At 77.3% G+C, this 15,859-nt stretch carries 11 protein-coding genes; all 11 read left to right on the forward strand.

Translation table 11 applies throughout. The annotated features are described in order from the left end of the window. The 11 genes from coaBC (at position 1) to rpe (ending at position 15,584) form a co-directional block, all read left to right on the forward strand. Positions 1–1,404, forward strand: a complete 1,404-nt coding sequence (coaBC, locus tag E1B22_RS08255; protein WP_135225266.1) for a bifunctional phosphopantothenoylcysteine decarboxylase/phosphopantothenate--cysteine ligase CoaBC — start codon at positions 1–3, stop codon at positions 1,402–1,404. Then, positions 1,401–3,860, forward strand: coding sequence for a primosomal protein N' (gene priA / locus E1B22_RS08260; protein WP_135225267.1), 2,460 nt, complete (start codon positions 1,401–1,403; stop codon positions 3,858–3,860). The genes coaBC and priA overlap by 4 nt, the downstream gene beginning before the upstream one ends. 71 nt (positions 3,861–3,931) lie before the next feature. Next, positions 3,932–5,572: a methionyl-tRNA formyltransferase gene (gene fmt, locus E1B22_RS08265; protein ID WP_135225268.1), complete on the forward strand. Its 1,641-nt coding sequence runs from the start codon at positions 3,932–3,934 to the stop codon at positions 5,570–5,572. Between the two features lie 300 nt (positions 5,573–5,872). Beyond that, positions 5,873–6,556: a zinc metallopeptidase gene (locus tag E1B22_RS08270; RefSeq protein ID WP_135226041.1), complete on the forward strand. Its 684-nt coding sequence runs from the start codon at positions 5,873–5,875 to the stop codon at positions 6,554–6,556. A gap of 4 nt (positions 6,557–6,560) precedes the next feature. Continuing rightward, on the forward strand, positions 6,561–8,333 hold the full coding sequence (gene rsmB, locus E1B22_RS08275) for a 16S rRNA (cytosine(967)-C(5))-methyltransferase RsmB (protein ID WP_243123262.1): 1,773 nt from the start codon (positions 6,561–6,563) through the stop codon (positions 8,331–8,333). A gap of 218 nt (positions 8,334–8,551) precedes the next feature. Continuing rightward, positions 8,552–9,757 carry a 23S rRNA (adenine(2503)-C(2))-methyltransferase RlmN gene (gene rlmN / locus E1B22_RS08280; RefSeq protein WP_135225269.1) on the forward strand — a complete coding sequence of 402 codons (1,206 nt, stop codon included), beginning with the start codon at positions 8,552–8,554 and terminating at the stop codon, positions 9,755–9,757. Positions 9,758–10,069: 312 nt separating this feature from the next. Continuing rightward, on the forward strand, positions 10,070–10,804 hold the full coding sequence (locus E1B22_RS08285; protein WP_135225270.1) for a Stp1/IreP family PP2C-type Ser/Thr phosphatase: 735 nt from the start codon (positions 10,070–10,072) through the stop codon (positions 10,802–10,804). Then, positions 10,801–12,606: a protein kinase gene (locus E1B22_RS08290; protein WP_135225271.1), complete on the forward strand. Its 1,806-nt coding sequence runs from the start codon at positions 10,801–10,803 to the stop codon at positions 12,604–12,606. The genes E1B22_RS08285 and E1B22_RS08290 overlap by 4 nt, the downstream gene beginning before the upstream one ends. Then, on the forward strand, positions 12,504–13,532 hold the full coding sequence (locus tag E1B22_RS08295) for a PASTA domain-containing protein (protein ID WP_167758897.1): 1,029 nt from the start codon (positions 12,504–12,506) through the stop codon (positions 13,530–13,532). The genes E1B22_RS08290 and E1B22_RS08295 overlap by 103 nt, the downstream gene beginning before the upstream one ends. A gap of 98 nt (positions 13,533–13,630) precedes the next feature. After that, entirely contained in the window at positions 13,631–14,542 is a 912-nt protein-coding gene (rsgA, locus tag E1B22_RS08300) for a ribosome small subunit-dependent GTPase A (protein WP_135225273.1), read from the forward strand. Between the two features lie 262 nt (positions 14,543–14,804). After that, a complete protein-coding gene (gene rpe / locus E1B22_RS08305; protein WP_243123263.1) occupies positions 14,805–15,584 on the forward strand; it encodes a ribulose-phosphate 3-epimerase in 780 nt (259 codons plus the stop codon). Positions 15,585–15,859 lie beyond the last annotated feature (275 nt).

A 15,859-nucleotide genomic window follows, 5' to 3' on the forward strand; every position in this document is an offset into this window, starting at 1 on the left:
ATGGCGCCGGGGGAGGGGACGCCGCACGCCAGCCCCCTGGCCGAGCGGCGGGTGATCCTCGGGGTGTCGGGCGGGATCGCCGCCTACAAGGCGGCAGAGCTGGCCCGCCGTCTGCAGGAGCGGGGGGCCCGGGTGGTGACGATCCTGACCGCCGGGGCCGCCCGCTTCGTCACGCCCTTGACCTTCGCCGCCCTCACCCATGAGCCGGTCTACACCGCCGACGACCTCTGGACGCCGCGACGCGGCGTGGAGCACGTGCGCCTGGCCGACGAGGCCGACCTGGTGATCGTGGCGCCGGCCACCGCGCACCTGCTGGGCCAGCTGGCGGCGGGGATGGCCGGCGACCTCCTCACCACGGTGATCCTGGCCACCGGCCTGCGGGTGCCGGTGCTGCTGGCGCCGGCGATGAACAGCCACATGTGGGCGCACCCGGCGGTCCAGGCCAACGTGGCGCGGCTGCGGGCGTGGGGATACCGGGTCATGGATCCGGAGCACGGCCCGTTGGCGGAGGGGTACGCCGGGGTCGGGCGCATGCCCGAGCCGGCCGCCATCGTCGCGCGGGCCGAGGCCCTGTTGGCGGCGCGTCGCGACCTGGAGGGCCGGACGGTGCTGGTCACCGCCGGTCCGACGCGGGAGCCCCTGGACCCCATCCGCTTCCTGAGCAACCGCTCGTCCGGCAAGATGGGCTTCGCCCTGGCCGAGGCGGCCCGCGACCGCGGCGCCCGGGTGGTCCTGGTGACCGGTCCCGTCCACCTCCCCGACCCCGCCGGGGTGCAGGTAATCCGGGTGGAGACGGCGGCCCAGATGCTGGAGGCGGTGCTGCGCCACGCGCCGGCGGCCGACGCGGTCATCAAGGCGGCGGCCGTCGCCGACTTCCGGCCGGCTCGCCCGGCGGCCCACAAGATCAAGAAGGAGGCGGGGGCGCCGGTGGTGGAGCTGGAGCCGACGCCCGACATCCTCAAGGAGCTGGGGCGCCGCAAGGCGCCGGGCCAGGTGCTGGTCGGGTTCGCCGCCGAGACCCAGGACCTGCTGGAGAACGCCAACCGCAAGATCCGGGAGAAGAACCTGGATCTGATCGTCCTCAACGACGTGACCCAGCCCGGCGCCGGGTTCGAGGTCGACACCAACATCGTCACCCTGGTCTACCGCGACGGTCGCCACGAGGCGCTGCCGCCCATGCCGAAGCGCCAGGTGGCCGACGCCATCCTGGACCGGCTGCCTTGGCCACGCGTCCGGCGGGAGGCCGACGCCGGCGACCGCACCGGGACGGAGGCCGGCGAGCCGTCGCGGGACGGGGAGCGGCGGGACGTCGCCGCGGGGCGGGGCGCGGCGCCGTCGGCGCCACCGATGGCCAAGTCCCGCGGATCCGGCGGCGGGACCGCGAGGGGAGGCGCAGGGTCGTGACCACGCCGCGGACGGGGGGATCGGACCCGGCGGCCATCGCCGCCGGGTCCGCGCCGTCCGGCGCCGGGGGGACGGCCGCCGACGGCCGGTGTCCCCCCGTGGCGGAGGTGGTGGTCGACATCGTCGCCCCCGACGTGGACCGCGTGTTCCACTTCCTCGTGCCTCCGGGACTCCGGGACCGGCTGGAGGTGGGACACCGGGTGACCGTGCCCTTCGGCCCCCGTCGGGTGGAGGGGACCGTGGTGGGCTTCACCGAGCAGCCGGGCGTGCCGCCTGAGCGCCTGCGCCCCATCGCCGCCCTGCGCGATCCCGTCCCCGTCCTGACCCCCGCCCTCATCGATCTCGCCCGCTGGATGGAGGACCGCTACCTCTGCCTGTTCGTCCAGGCGCTGCGCGCCATGTTGCCCCCCGGGGCGCGCGGCGATCGGGTGCGCCTGGCGCCCCGCCGTTGGGTGCGCCTGCTGCTGGACCCGGCGGAGGCCCGCCATCGGGCCGAGACCCTGGCCCGGCGGGCGCCGCGGCAGGCCGCGGTGCTGGAGCGCCTCGCCCAGGCGGCTCCCGCCGCGGTGCCCCAGGGGCCGCTGCTGGCGGCCGCCGGGGCGGGCCCAGAGGCGGTCAAGGCGCTGGCCCGCAAGGGGTGGGTCGCCGTGGAGGAGCGCGAGCCGGAGCCGGACGAACCGGCCGCGGCGTCAGAGCCGGCGGCGCGGCCGCCGGCTCTGACGCCGGAGCAGGCGGCGGCCTGGCGCCGCCTGGAGGCGGCCCTGGCGGCCGTGCTGGGCGACGCGGCGGGCGGCGACGCCCCGCCGTCCGGCGGGGGCGTCGCCGCCCGCCGCGGCCGGGGAACCGGCCCCGGCGCGGCCCGCGGCGGGCCGGCGACCGAGCCCGCGGCCTTCCTCCTGCACGGCGTCACCGGCAGCGGCAAGACGGAGATCTACCTGCGGGCCATCGCCGCGGCGCTGGCCCGGGGCCGCGGCGCCATCTGCCTGGTGCCGGAGATCGCCCTGACGCCGCAGACCGTGGCGCGCTTCCGGGCCCGCTTCGGCTCGCGGGTGGCGGTGCTGCACAGCGCCATGACCCCGGCCCAGCGGCTCGCCACCTGGCGGGCCATCCGCGCCGGGCGCAAGCCGGTGGTGGTGGGGGCGCGCTCCGCGGTCTTCGCCCCCGTGCCCAACCTCGGCCTGATCGTGGTGGACGAGGAGCACGAGACCAGCTACAAGCAGGAGGAGGCGCCGCGGTACCACGCGCGGGAGGTGGCCCTGGCCCGGGCGCGGCTGGAGGGGGCGATGGTGATCCTGGGCAGCGCCACCCCCGCGGTCGAGACGTACCACCGGGCCCTGGAGGGCGAACTGGGGCTGCTGGAGCTGGGGCGGCGCATCGGCGAGCGCCCCCTGCCCGCGGTGGAGATCGTGGACATGCGGCGGGAGTTCGGGCTGGGGCATCGCGCCCTCTTCAGCCGCCGCCTCGTGGACCTGCTGCGGCAGCGGCTGGCCGCGGGCGAGCAGGTGCTGCTCTTCCTCAACCGCCGCGGCTACCACACCGTGCTCCTCTGCCGGGAGTGCGGGTTCGTCCTGCGCTGTCCCCACTGCGACGTCACGCTGACCGTGCATCAGCTGGCCTCGGGGCGGCGGGTCTGCCGGTGCCACTACTGCGACCACCGCCAGGTGCCGCCGGCGCTGTGCCCCCGCTGCGGGGGCGTGGCCCTTCACCCCTTCGGGCTCGGCACCCAGAAGGTGGAGGAGGCCGCCCGGCGCCTCTTCCCCGGCGCCCGCATCCAGCGCATGGACGCGGACGTCACCGCCCGGCGCGGCACCCACGAGGCCATCTACCGGCGGTTCGCCGCGGGGCAGATCGACATCTTGATCGGCACCCAGATGATCGCCAAGGGCTGGGACGTCCCCGGCGTGACCCTGGTCGGCGTGGTGTCAGCCGACACCGCGCTGCACATGCCCGACTTCCGACGGCAGGAGCGCACGTTCCAGCTGTTGGAGCAGGTGGCGGGCCGAGCGGGGCGCGGGCCCCGGCGCGGCCTGGTGCTGATCCAGACCTACAGCCCCGACCATCCCTGCCTCCAGGCGGTGGCGCGCCACGACTACCGGGCGATGTACCGCCTGGAGGCCGCGGAGCGCCGCGAGCTAGGGTTTCCGCCCTTCGGGCATCTGATCCGCGCGGTGGTGGCCGGGCCCGAACGGGCGCCGGTGGAACAGGCGGCCAGCCGGCTGGCGGCCGCGTGGCGGCGGGCGGTGGACGAGGCGGCGGTGCCGGGGGCACGGGTCACCCCCGCGGCCCCGGCGCCCATCGAGCGGTTGCGCGGTCGCTGGCGCTGGCACGTCCTGGCCCGGGCCGTCGACGGCGCGGCCCTGCGGGCCGCCACCCGGGCGGTGATGGAGCGGCTGCGCGAGGCGTGGCCGCGGGACGTGCAGGTCCAGCTGGACGTGGATCCCTTCAGCATGCTATAGCCCGGCGCGTCCCCGCCGGTCGTGCGGGCCCTGGGAACAGGTAAAATCGAAGTTGGATGGGAGGGATGCCGATGGCCGAGGGCCCGCGGCGGCAGGGGCGGCGCGGGGACCGGCGACCGCAGGCCGAGCCGCTGCCCATCGTCAAGGGCGCGGACCAACCGGTGTTGCGGACGCCGGCCCAGCCGGTCCCCAAGGTGACGCGGGAGATCCGGCGGCTGCTGGACCGCATGGCGGCCACCATGTACGCCGCCGACGGGATCGGCCTGGCGGCCCCGCAGGTCGGCGTCTCCAAGCGCATCATCGTGGTCGACGTCGGCGACGGGCTGATCGAGCTGATCAACCCCGAGATCGTGCGCCGGGGCGAGGCGACGGAGGCCGGCTACGAGGGCTGCCTCTCGCTGCCGCGCATCCTGGCGGAGGTGGAGCGGCCCACGTCCGTCCAGGTGACCGGCCTCGATCGGCGCGGTCGCCGCGTCTGGGTGGAGGCGGAGGGCCTGCTGGCCCGGTGCCTGCAGCACGAGATCGACCACCTGGACGGCGTGCTGATCACCGACCGCGCCCGCAAGGTGGTGGAGCTGCCGCCGGAGAGCGAGCTGCGGGTGGTCTTCATGGGCACCCCGGCCTTCGCCGTGCCCAGCCTGGAGGAACTCCTGCGGCGGCAGGTGCGGGTGGTCGGCGTGGTCACCCAGCCGGACCGCCCCCAGGGTCGGGGGCTGGCGCCGGCGGCGCCGCCGGTCAAGGTGGTGGCCCAGGCGCACGACCTGCCCGTGCTGCAGCCCGAGCGGCTGGACGAGGCGGTGGTCGCGCAGCTGGAGGCGTGGCGGCCCGACCTGCTGGTGGTGGTCGCCTACGGCAAGATCCTGCCGCCCGCGGTGCTGGCGGTGCCGCGGCTGGGGGCCATCAACCTCCACGCCTCCCTGCTCCCCCGCCACCGCGGAGCGGCACCGATCCAGCGGGCGATCCTGGCCGGCGACCGGGTGACCGGCGTCAGCACCATGTGGATGGACGAGGGCCTGGACACGGGCGACATCATCCTCCAGCGGGAGGTCCCGCTGGACGAGGCGATCACGGCGGGCCAGCTCCACGACCGTCTGGCCCGGGCGGGTGCCGAGCTCCTGGGCGAGACCCTGCGCCTGGTGGCCGAGGGCAAGGCGCCGCGCCGTCCCCAGGACCCGGCGCAGGCGACGTCGGCGCCCAGGTTGCGGCCCGAGGAGGAGTGGGTGGACTGGAACCGGCCCGCCGTCGAGGTGGCCCGGCGGATCCGCGCCTTGGATCCGCGGCCGGGCGCCCGCACCCTCTGGCGCGGTCGGATCCTCAAGCTGTTTGGCGCCACCGTGACGCCACCCCAGGCGGCCGCGCCGGGGGCCGACGGGGCCAAGGCGACCGGGGCCGGAGGCGACCGGGGGCCGGAGCCCCGCGGCGGGCAGGGAGGGGCGGCGTCGGCGGATCCACCGGCACCGCCGCCGGGGACCATCGTGGCCGTGCGGCCCGAGGCCGTGGCCGTGCAGTGCCTGAACGAACCGGTGTGGATCCGCCGCCTGCAGCCGGCGGGCCGGCGGCCCCTGACGCCCCAGGAGATGGTCAACGGCTACCGCTTGGCCGTGGGCGAGCGCTTGCTCGCCCCGGCGGAGGCCGGTTCGTCCGATGCGGCGTCCGCCGGCCCGGCGCCCCACGGCCCGGGCGTCGAGGCCGTGGAGGCCCGCGGCCGCTAGGGTCGCGGCCGGGATGCTGCGCCGGACTTCCCCTCCGCCGGGGATCTGGGGTCGGCCGGGCTGCGGTCCCGGCGGCGGAGACCCGACCTCGGGCGGTGGGCGGTCGACGGGCCCGGCTTGTCGGGGGGCGGCGCGGTGGGGCTCGCGGCGCGCCGTGCCGAGCGGAGCCCGGGCGCCGGGGTCGACGCCCACCCGGTCCGGGCGCCAGGGCGTGAGCGGGCCGGGACGCCGGCGGCGAGCGGTGCCCTCGCCGCCGGCGGGAGCGCAGGTTGACTTGGTTTCCGAAAGGAGGGCGTGGACGTGTTCGTCTTCGACCCCCTGTACATGCTGTTCGTCGGGCCGGCCCTGCTGCTGGCGCTGTGGGCGCAGAGCAAGGTCTCGTCGGCCTACGCTACCTACGCCCGGGTGCGGGCGGCCAACGGCCTCACCGGGGCGGAGGTGGCGCGGCAGCTGCTGCACCAGGCGGGGATCGACGACGTGCGGGTCGAGCCCATCGGCGGGCGGCTGACCGACCACTACGACCCGCGCAGCAAGGTGGTGCGCCTGTCGGAGGGCGTCTACTACGGCTCCACCGTGGCGGCCCAGGGGATTGCCGCCCACGAGGTCGGCCATGCGATCCAACACGCCACGGGGTACGTGTGGCTCGGCCTGCGCAACGCCATCATCCCCGCCACCCAGTTCGGCTCGCAGCTGGCGTTTCCGCTGTTCTTCCTAGGACTCATCCTGAACCTGACGTCGCTGGTCGACCTGGGCATCCTGTTGTTCAGCCTGGCGGTGCTGTTCCAGGTGATCACCCTGCCCGTGGAGTTCAACGCCTCCAGCCGCGCGCTGGCGGCCCTGGCCGGCGGCGGCTACCTCCGCGGGGAGGAGGTGCGGGGCGCCCGGGCGGTGCTGCAGGCGGCCGCCCTGACCTACGTGGCGGCCATGGTGATGGCGGTGATGCAGCTGCTCTACCTGCTGGCCCTGCGCGGGCGCCGGGAGTGAGGCGATGATCGCAGCTGGTGACGGCCAGCGGGGGGCGCCGGCGGGGCGCCCCCTCGACGTGGAGGGCGCGGGGGGCGACGGGACGCGGGGGGAGCCGGGCGGCGGCACCGGTGGCCCCTCGTCGGGCGCGCCCCCCGGCGCGGCGCCGCCGGCCGCACGGCCACCGGTGCCCACCGGCGCCCACCGCGCCGCCGTGGGCGGCGGCACGGCCAAGGACGCTGCGGCACGGGCCGGGGAGGGTGCGCCGGCGCGGCCTCCCGTGCCGGCGGGTGCAGGCGGCGTGGGGCGCCAGGGGGCGCCGGGCGCGGCGGGGGCCCCGGTCCGCGCCGGCGTGGCGACGGGCGCCGGTGACCCGGGGCGCGCTCCCGTGGCCCCACGCGCAGGCGACGCGGCGCGCCCCCGCACGCCGGGGAGCGGCGCCGCCGTCAGCGGCCGGGACGCGGCCTTCCAGGCGCTCCTGGCCGCGGAGACGGGGTCGGTCTACGTGGACCAGGCCCTGACCAGGGTCCTGCGTCGGGCCGCGCTCTCCGCCCGCGAGCGGGCGCTGGCCACCGAGCTGGCCTACGGCGTGGCCCGGCGCCAGGGGACGCTGGACTGGGCCCTGGCGCACTTCTCCCGCCGGGCGCCGGAGCGCCTGGACCCGCCGGTGCGGGTCGCCCTGCGGCTGGGCGCCTACCAGCTCTGGTACCTGGACCGCATCCCCGCCCACGCCGCCGTGGACGAGTCCGTCCGGCTGGTGCGCCGCCACGGCCCGGCCTATGCCGCCGGGTACGTCAATGCCGTCCTGCGCGCCGCCGTCCGCCGCGGCTTCCCCCACGCGGCCGTGCCGCCGCGGGAGCGGGACCTGGCGGGCCACCTGGCCCTGGTCCATGCCCACCCGCGGTGGCTGGTGGACCGCTGGCTGGCCCGGCTGGGGCCGGAGGAGACCGAGCGGCTGCTGGCGGCCAACAACCGGGTCCCCCCGCTGTCGGCCCGCGTCAACCGGCTGCGCGCCGAGCCCCAGGCGGTGGCCGCCGCCCTGGCCGACCGGGGGGTGCCGGTGGAGCCGGGCCGGTTCGTCCCCGAGGCCTTGCGCATCGGCCACGGCGTGCAGCCGGCGGAGCTCGAGGCCTTCCGGGAGGGGGCCTTGACGTGGCAGGACGAGAGCTCCATGCTGGCGGTGCACGTCCTCGACCCCCAGCCGGGGGAGCTGGTGGTGGACGTGGCCGCCGCCCCGGGCGGCAAGTCCACCCACATCGCCGAGCGCATGGGCGACCGCGGCCGGGTGGTGGCCTGCGACGTCGATCGGCGCCGGCTGGCCAAGGTGGGCGAGGCGGCCCGGCGGCTGGGCCTGCGATGCATCGAGCGCCTGGCGTTGGACGGGCGCCGGTTGCCCGAGCGGCTGGGCGGGCGAGCCGATCGGGTCCTGGCCGACGTGCCGTGTACCGGCCTGGGCGTCATCGCCCGGCGACCCGACCTGCGCTGGCGCAAGGCGCCGGGGGACGTGGAGGCCCTGGCCCGGCTGCAGCGGGAGCTGTTGCGGGCCGCGGCGGCCTGCCTCCGGCCGGGGGGCGTGCTGGTCTACAGCACGTGCACCACGGAGCCCGAGGAGAACCAGCAGGTCGTCGAGGCCTTCCTGGCGGAGGCAGGCGGCGCCCTGGTCGCAGAGGACCTGCGGCCCTGGCTGCCGGCGCCGCTTCAAGACGAACCCGGCACCGAGCGAGGCTGGATCCAGCTCTGGCCCCATCGCCACGGGGTCGACGGGTTCTTCATCGCGCGGCTGCGGCGGGTGCGGTGAGCCGAAGCCCCGGTCCGGGCGGCCCGGCAGTCGAAGCCCGGGGCCAGGCGGCCCGGCGGCCTTGGCGGCCCGGGGGACGATGCCGGGGCGGGGCCCGGCAGCCGATGCCCGGGCGAGGGCCGGCCCGGCGAGGGGGAGCGGCACCGGGCGGGGCCCCGCCCGCGTCGCTGCCGAGGCGGGCGAGGTGAGGTGCCATGGCGGAGAGCAGGGGGCCACGGATGGTCGCGGCGGACTCCACGACGGTCCCGGCGACGGGCGGCGAACCGGCGGCGGCCGGTCCGGTGGCGGCAGGCGCCCCTGGGGACGCCGCCGGGTCCGGCCCGGCGGGGCGGGACGCGACGCCCGACCTCCTGCCCGTGCCCACCCGCCAGTGGGTCGGCCTGCTGCCGGAGGAACTGGCCGCAGCGCTGGCGACGTGGGGCGAGCCGTCGTACCGCGGCCAGCAGATCTTCACCTGGATGCACCGGCGCGGCGTGACGCGCTTCGCGGCGATGACCGACCTGCCCAAGGCGCTGCGGAGGCGCCTCGCCGCCCTGGGCGACCCGGTGGTCCCGGAAGTGCGAGCCGTCCAGGTCGACCCGGAGGATGGCACCCGCAAGTACCTGTTGGAGCTGGCCGACGGGCAGCTGATCGAGACCGTGCTGATGCGCTACCGGTACGGCCTCAGCCTCTGCGTCTCCAGCCAGGTGGGCTGCGCCATGGGGTGCCGGTTCTGTGCGTCGACCCTGGGCGGACTGGTGCGCAACCTGAGCGCGGCGGAGATGGCCGGCCAGCTGTTGGTGGTCAACCGCCACCTGGTCGTCCAGGGGGAGCGGGTGAGCCACCTGGTGGTCATGGGCATCGGCGAGCCGCTGCAGAACCTGGATGCCACCCTCCGCTTCCTGCGGATCGCCCACCACCCCAAGGGCGCGGGGATCAGCTATCGGCACATGACGGTCTCGACCTCGGGGCTGGTGCCCCAGATCCGCCGGCTGGCCGAGGAGGGCCTGCCCATCACGCTGGCGGTGTCCCTCCACGCGCCCAACGACGCGCTGCGCAGCTGGCTGATGCCGGTCAACCGCCGCTGGCCCATGGCCGAGCTGATGGACGCGTGTCGCGAGTACGTCCAGCGGACGGGACGGCGCATCACCTTCGAATACGTGTTGATCGAGGACGTCAACGACCGCCCGGAGCACGCCGCGGAGTTGGCCGACGTGTTGGCGGGCCTTGGGGGTCCCGTGCACGTGAACCTGATCCCGTGGAACCCCGTCAGCGAGCGACCGTTCAAGGCGCCGTCGCCCCAACGGGTCGAGGCCTTCGCCGCCGCCCTGCGCCGGCGCGGGGTCAACGTGACGGTGCGGCGGCAGCTGGGGCGGCGGATCGAGGCGGCCTGCGGCCAGCTGCGCCGGCGGGCGCTGGCGGCGGCGGGAGACGGGTCGAGCTGAGGGACGGCGGCGGCGCCGGCGCTGCCCAGCCTGGCGGGGGCGCGGCGGGGGGCCGGCGGGGCCGGTCGCGACCCACCGGTGCGCGAGGGACGCGAGGGAGATGGGCGCTCGCGCCGAATCCTCAAGCCGTCGGGATGCTCGCGCCTGAGGGATGCGGTGGGGGGGCGTCGCGCGGCCGCGGGGGCCGTCGCCGGGAGCGGCGGCGGCCGGGTCCCGCGACGCCTCGGGCCGGTGGCCTGTCCGCACATCGCCGGGTGAGGGGATGGCCCGGGGCAGGCCCGCCGGCCTCCGCGGCGCACGGAGGGAGAGGGCATGCCGGTGTTGCGCCTGGCCGCCCGCACCCACCCCGGGTGGGTGCGGGAGAACAACGAAGACGCCTACCTGGCCGAAGCCCTGCCGGGCGACGACGGCTGGCTGGTCGCCGTCGCCGACGGCATGGGGGGCCATCGTGCCGGGGAGGTGGCCAGCTGGCTGGCCCTGCGCACCCTGCGGGAGCAGGTCGTCGCCGGCGCCGCCCTCGCCGACGCGGTGCTGGCGGCCAACGAGGAGGTCTTCCGGCGCCAGGCGGGCGATCCGGGCCTCAGCGGCATGGGGACCACGCTGACGGCGGCGGTCATCGGCCGCGGCGGTGCCGTCGAGCTCTGCCACGTCGGCGACTCGCGGGCCTACCTGCTGCGGCAGGGCTACCTCGCCCGCCTCACCCGCGACCACTCGCTGGTGGAGGAGTTCGTCCGCAGTGGTGCGCTGACGGAGCAGGAGGCTCGTCGCCACCCCCAGCGCAACCTGCTCACGCGGGCCATCGGCACCGACGCCTCGGTGCCCGTGGATGAGACCACGGTCCAGCTCGAGCCCTCGGATCTGTTGCTCCTCTGCAGCGACGGCCTCAGCGAGGCGCTCCCCGACGCCATGCTGGCCGACCTGCTCGCCGCGGGCGGACCGGGCGACGTGGTGGCCCGGGTCGACGCCCTGATCCAGGCCGCCCTGGCCGCCGGCGGCGGCGACAACATCACCGCCGTGCTGGCCTGGTGGGACGGTGAGGCCCCGTGATCGGCACCGTGCTGGCGGGGCGGTATCGGGTGACCGGCCTGCTGGGCGGCGGCGGCATGGCGGTGGTCTACAAGGCGACGGACCAGGTCACCGGCGAGACGGTGGCCGTCAAGGCGCTGCGGGCGGAGTACGTCGCCGACGGCGCCTTCCTGCGCCGCTTGCGGCGGGAGGCCGAGGCCGTGCGCCGCCTCTCCCACCCCGGGGTGGTGGCGGTGCGCGACGTGGGCGAGGACGGCGGCCACCCTTTCCTGGTCCTGGAGTACGTCGACGGGATCACCCTCAAGCAGTACATCCGCGAGAAGGCCCCGCTGCCGCCGGCCGAGGCCGCGGGCATCGCCTGCCGCGTGCTGGCGGTGCTGGAGCACGCCCACCAGCACGGCGTGATCCACCGCGACGTGAAGCCGCAGAACATCCTGATCACGCCCGACGCCCGCGTCATGGTGACGGACTTCGGCATCGCCCGGGCCAGCGGCACCACGACCACGGTGGTGGACCAGGGCGCGATGGTGGGCACCGCCCAGTACTTCGCGCCCGAACAGGCGAAGGGCATGCCGGCCACCGAGCGGTCCGACCTCTACGCCGTCGGCGTGATCCTTTTCGAGATGCTCACCGGCCGGTTGCCCTTCGACGGGGACAGCCCGGTGGCCGTGGCCATGCAGCACCTGGGCCAGCAGCCGCCGCTGCCGTCCGCCCTCAACCCCGCGGTACCCCGCGCCCTGGAGGCCATCGTGCTCAAGGCGCTGGAGAAGAACCCCGACTGCCGGTACCCCTCGGCGGCCGCCATGCGGGCCGATCTGGAGCGCTTCCTGGCGGGGCGCCCGGTGACGGCGCTGGCTCGGCAGGCGGTGCAGGACACCCTGGTGGCCGGCCCCCCACGAGGGGCCGGCTCCCGAGGGGGGAGGCCGCCCGACCGGCGCGGTCCGCGGGGGGGCCTGGACGGGAGCAGGGTGGCGAGAGCGGGCCGGACCTCGACGGCCGCACGGGCGCCCCGCCGGCGGCGGAAGGCCGCCAGGGGGGGGGCGCCGCCGGCGGCACCGACGCCAGGTCCCGCGGCCCCGGCCAGGGGGACGGCGGTGGCCCGAGCCGGGGCGACGGCGGCCCAGGGAGCGGGGACGGCGGCGACGCCCAGGGCCTGCGCCCCGGCCCCGGCGCCGGTGCTGGCGCCATCGACCCGCGGGCCGGGGACGGCCGCCGGGATGGGGTGGCAGGCGGCGGGCGGGCGGAAGCGGCGGCGGGTCGCCGGGCGTCGGGCGCCGTGCGCCGCGGCCCCCGCCCGGATGCGGCGGGGGCCGCGGTCGCAGCGGCCGACGGAGCCTCCTGGCTCGCGGCGCCCCAGTCCGGGGGCGCAGCCCCCGGGGAGGCACGGCCAACGTCCGGCGCGGGGTCGCGGGTGGCCGGCCCAGGTCCCGCGGCCCCCGGCCCGCGGGAGGGACGGGCCAAGGGGCGGGGCCGCGGTCTGCGCCCGGCGGCCCGGGCCGGCCCGGGAACCGGCACCGGCGGCCGTCCGGCGCCCGGCGCCGCGGGGAGGGCGGGAGAGGGCCTGCGGGCGGCGGGGGCGCTGGCCGACGGGGCGGCCGCGCATCCCGGTCCCCGACCCCGGCCCGGTGAGCCCGCTCCCGGGGCTGCCCCGGGCGTCGGAGCCACGGTCCCCGCAGGGCCCGGCGCCCGCCGGCGCCGGGCCCTGCGCGTGGCGTTGGCCGTGTTCCTTCTGCTGGCCGGGACCCTGGTCGCGGGGGCGGCGGTCCGCCGCTGGTTGCAGCCGCCGGTGGTCACGGTGCCCGCGGTGGAGGGCCTGCCCCTGATCGAGGCCCAGAGCCGCCTGGAGCAGGCAGGGTTGCAGTGGCAGATCGTCGAGGAGCGCTACGATAACAGTGAGGTCAACACCGTCATCGCCCAGCGGCCGGAGGGCGGCGCGCGGGTCCGCATGGGGCAGACGGTGGAGCTGGTGGTCTCCAAGGGGCCGCAGTGGCTCTCCGTCCCCGACGTCCGCGGGCTGGCCGAGCGGGATGCCCGGCTGCGCCTGGAGAACGCCGGCCTGGTGGTCGAGGTCCGCTACGAGCACGCCGACGAGCCCGAGGGCGTGGTGGTGGACCAGGATCCCGGTCCCGGCAGCCCCATCCAGGCCGGCATGACCGTCTACCTCACCGTCTCCCGCGGACCCGAGTCGCGGCCGGTGGTGGTCCCGTCGCTGTTCGGCCTGACCGTGGCGGGGGCGCAGGACGAGCTGCGGGCGGTCGGCCTGGTGGCGGGCGCCGTCCAGGAGCGGCACAGCCCGTACCCGGCGGGGACGGTGATCGGCCAGGATCCCGCGGCCGCGGCGTCGGTGGAACGGGGCAGCCGGGTCGACCTGGTGGTCAGCAAGGGCCCGGCGCCCGCGCCGCCCGGCAAGGGGAAGGCCGGCGCGACGCACCAGGCGACGTTGGACGTGCGCATCGAAGGATCCGGCTCGCACCGGCTGCGGGTGGATGTGGAGGACGCCGCCGGCCGCCGGACCGTGTACGACGGGACCGTCCAGGGGGGGCAGGGGATCGAGGTGCCGGTCAGCTGGCAGGGCGACCGCGCCCAGGCCCTGATCTACGTGGACGGCCAGCTGGTCGAGCGTCGACCCCTGGAGCCGTCGGGGGGCAAGGGGAAGGGGCGGGACAGGACGTCGGACGAACCGGCCCCCGGCGCCGGCGAACCGGTGGACGGCGAGGGGACCCCGGACGGCGGCGGGGACGACGGCTGACGAGGGGGCGCCGGGAGGGGCCGGCTTCGTAGAACGGTGGACCAGCCGCCCGGGGACGGGCGTCGTGGGAGGCACGGGGGAGGTGACGCGGGAAGCCCATGACGGCGCTGCGGACGGGGATCGTGACCAAGGCGCAGACCAACCTGTACGAGGTGCGTCTCGACGACGGCGAGGTGTGCCTCTGCGCGCTGCGGGGGCGGCTGCGCCGCGAGGTGGGCGAGGTGCTCACCGGCGACCGCGTGGAGGTCGCGCTCCAGCCGGGCGGCGCCGCCATCGAGCGGGTTCTTCCGCGTCGCAACCGGCTGGTGCGGCCGCCCATCGCCAACGTGGACCGGGTGCTGCTGGTCCAGTCCCTCCAGCACCCCGATCCGGTGCCCATCCTGATGGATCGCGTGCTGGTCCAGGCGGAGGCGCTGGAGCTGTCCGTGGTCCTCTGCCTGACCAAGTTGGACCTGGTGGTGGACGCGCCCGACCGGCCCCTGCCGGAACCGCTCGCCCGCCTGGTGGAAGGCTACCGGCTGGCGGGCTACCCGGTGCACCTGGTGGCAGCGCCCAGGGGATGGGGTCTGGAGGGGGTGGCCGACGCCCTGCGGGAGGGCGTCACCGTCCTGGCGGGACCCAGCGGCGTGGGGAAGTCGACCCTGCTCAACGCCCTGCAGCCGGGGCTGCGGCTGGCCACGGGCGAGATCAGTCGCAAGCTGGGCCGGGGGCGGCACACCACCCGGTCGGTGCAGCTGCTGCCCCTGGCCCTGGGCGGGTGGGTCGCCGACACGCCGGGCTTCAGCCGGCTGGACCTGCCGGACCTGGAACCCGAGGAGCTGGGCGACCTCTGGCCGGAGATCCGCCGGGAGGCGCCGGACTGCCGCTTCCGCGGGTGCCTGCATCGCAGCGAGCCGGGCTGTGCGGTGCGGGCGGCCCGGGACCAGGGGCGCATCGCGCCGTGGCGCTACCAGAACTATCTGGTCCTGCTGGCCGAGGTGGAGGAGCGGCTCGCCGAGCGATACCGGTGAGGCGGGGCCGGTCGGATGCCGCCTGCGGGCCATGGGGTGGCCGCGGCCGGCGGCGCCGGGGTCGGCAGGGCACCCGGAGCGGTGCCCGCCGGGGCGCGGGGGCGCTCTGGTGCCAGGCCGGCCGGTGGAATTCGCGCCGCCGGCCGGGCAGCGCCGGCGCGGGAGGGACGGGAGGTTGACCATGCCGAGACGGCAGGGGCAGGAGGGGCCGCCGAGGTCGGGCCCGGATCGCCGGGCCGGGGACGGCGGGGGGCGGCCTGCGGTGGACGGGACCGCCGGCGCGGGCGACCCCGGCGACGACAGGGAGGGGGCGCAGGCGGGAAGCCCGGTCGCCCGTCCGCTGGCGTGGCCCGCGCCGGGAGCGGGACCCGTGGTGCTGCCGTCCCTGCTCTCGGCCGACTTCGCCCGGCTGGCGGAGCAGGTCCGGGCCGCCGAGGCGGCGGGCGCCGCCGGCCTGCACCTGGACGTGATGGACGGCCACTTCGTGCCCAACCTCACCTTCGGACCGCCGATCATCGCGGCGGTGCGACGATTGACGTCCCTGCCCCTGGACGTGCACCTCATGGTGGAGCGCCCCGAGGCCCTCTTGCCGGCGGTGGCGGAGGCCGGGGCCGACGTGGTCACCGTCCACGTCGAGGCAACGCCCCACGTGCACCGGGCGCTGCAGATGATCCGCGCCCTGGGGTGCCGGGCCGGGGTGGCCCTGAACCCGGGGACGCCGGCGACCGCCGTGGAGCCGCTCTTGGCCGAGGTCGACCTGGTGCTGGTGATGAGCGTGAACCCGGGCTTCGCCGGGCAGGCGTTCCTCCCGCTGGCCCTCGACAAGCTCCGGGCCCTGCGGGCGATGTTGCCCGCGGCGGGGCCGCGCCCGTGGCTGGAGGTCGATGGCGGCATCGACCCCAAGACGGCGCCGTTGGCGGCGGCGGCAGGGGCCGACTTGCTGGTCGCCGGATCGGCCGTCTTCAACCAGCGGGCGCCGGTGGAGGCGAACCTCGCCCGCCTGCGGCAAGCCGTGGCGACGAGCGCATCGACCCGGCCCTGAGGCGGGGCGGTCCCGAACGGAGGCTGCGGCGGGCGGATCCCGGCGACGGGCGACCCGCCCGTGAGGGGGGGGGTGGGCACCGGCGCCCCGCGCCGCGGTGAGGCGGGTGACGGGGCGCCGGCCCTTGGGCCAGGCACCGGCCGGCCGGCCGGGCCATAGCCTGGGGCGGGACCCCGAGGGGGCTCGCACCGGGAGGGATCGACCGTGGCCGTGCGGGTCATCGTCGTGCGCTTGCCCGCCCTGCTGGGCTGCCTGTTCCGCCGCCGCGGCGGGCG

The sequence above is a fragment of the Thermaerobacter sp. FW80 genome (assembly GCF_004634385.1).
GTDB lineage: Bacteria > Bacillota > Sulfobacillia > Thermaerobacterales > Thermaerobacteraceae > Thermaerobacter > Thermaerobacter composti.

What these genes read in the sequence shown, in the direction of transcription:
- E1B22_RS08285 (WP_135225270.1), top strand. Translation starts at nt 10,070, where the DNA reads ATGCCGGTGTTGCGCCTGGCCGCCCGCACCCACCCCGGGTGGGTGCGG.
- rsmB (WP_243123262.1), top strand. Translation starts at nt 6,561, where the DNA reads ATGATCGCAGCTGGTGACGGCCAGCGGGGGGCGCCGGCGGGGCGCCCC.
- fmt (WP_135225268.1), top strand. Translation starts at nt 3,932, where the DNA reads ATGGCCGAGGGCCCGCGGCGGCAGGGGCGGCGCGGGGACCGGCGACCG.
- rsgA (WP_135225273.1), top strand. Translation starts at nt 13,631, where the DNA reads ATGACGGCGCTGCGGACGGGGATCGTGACCAAGGCGCAGACCAACCTG.
- rlmN (WP_135225269.1), top strand. Translation starts at nt 8,552, where the DNA reads ATGGTCGCGGCGGACTCCACGACGGTCCCGGCGACGGGCGGCGAACCG.
- coaBC (WP_135225266.1), top strand. Translation starts at nt 1, where the DNA reads ATGGCGCCGGGGGAGGGGACGCCGCACGCCAGCCCCCTGGCCGAGCGG.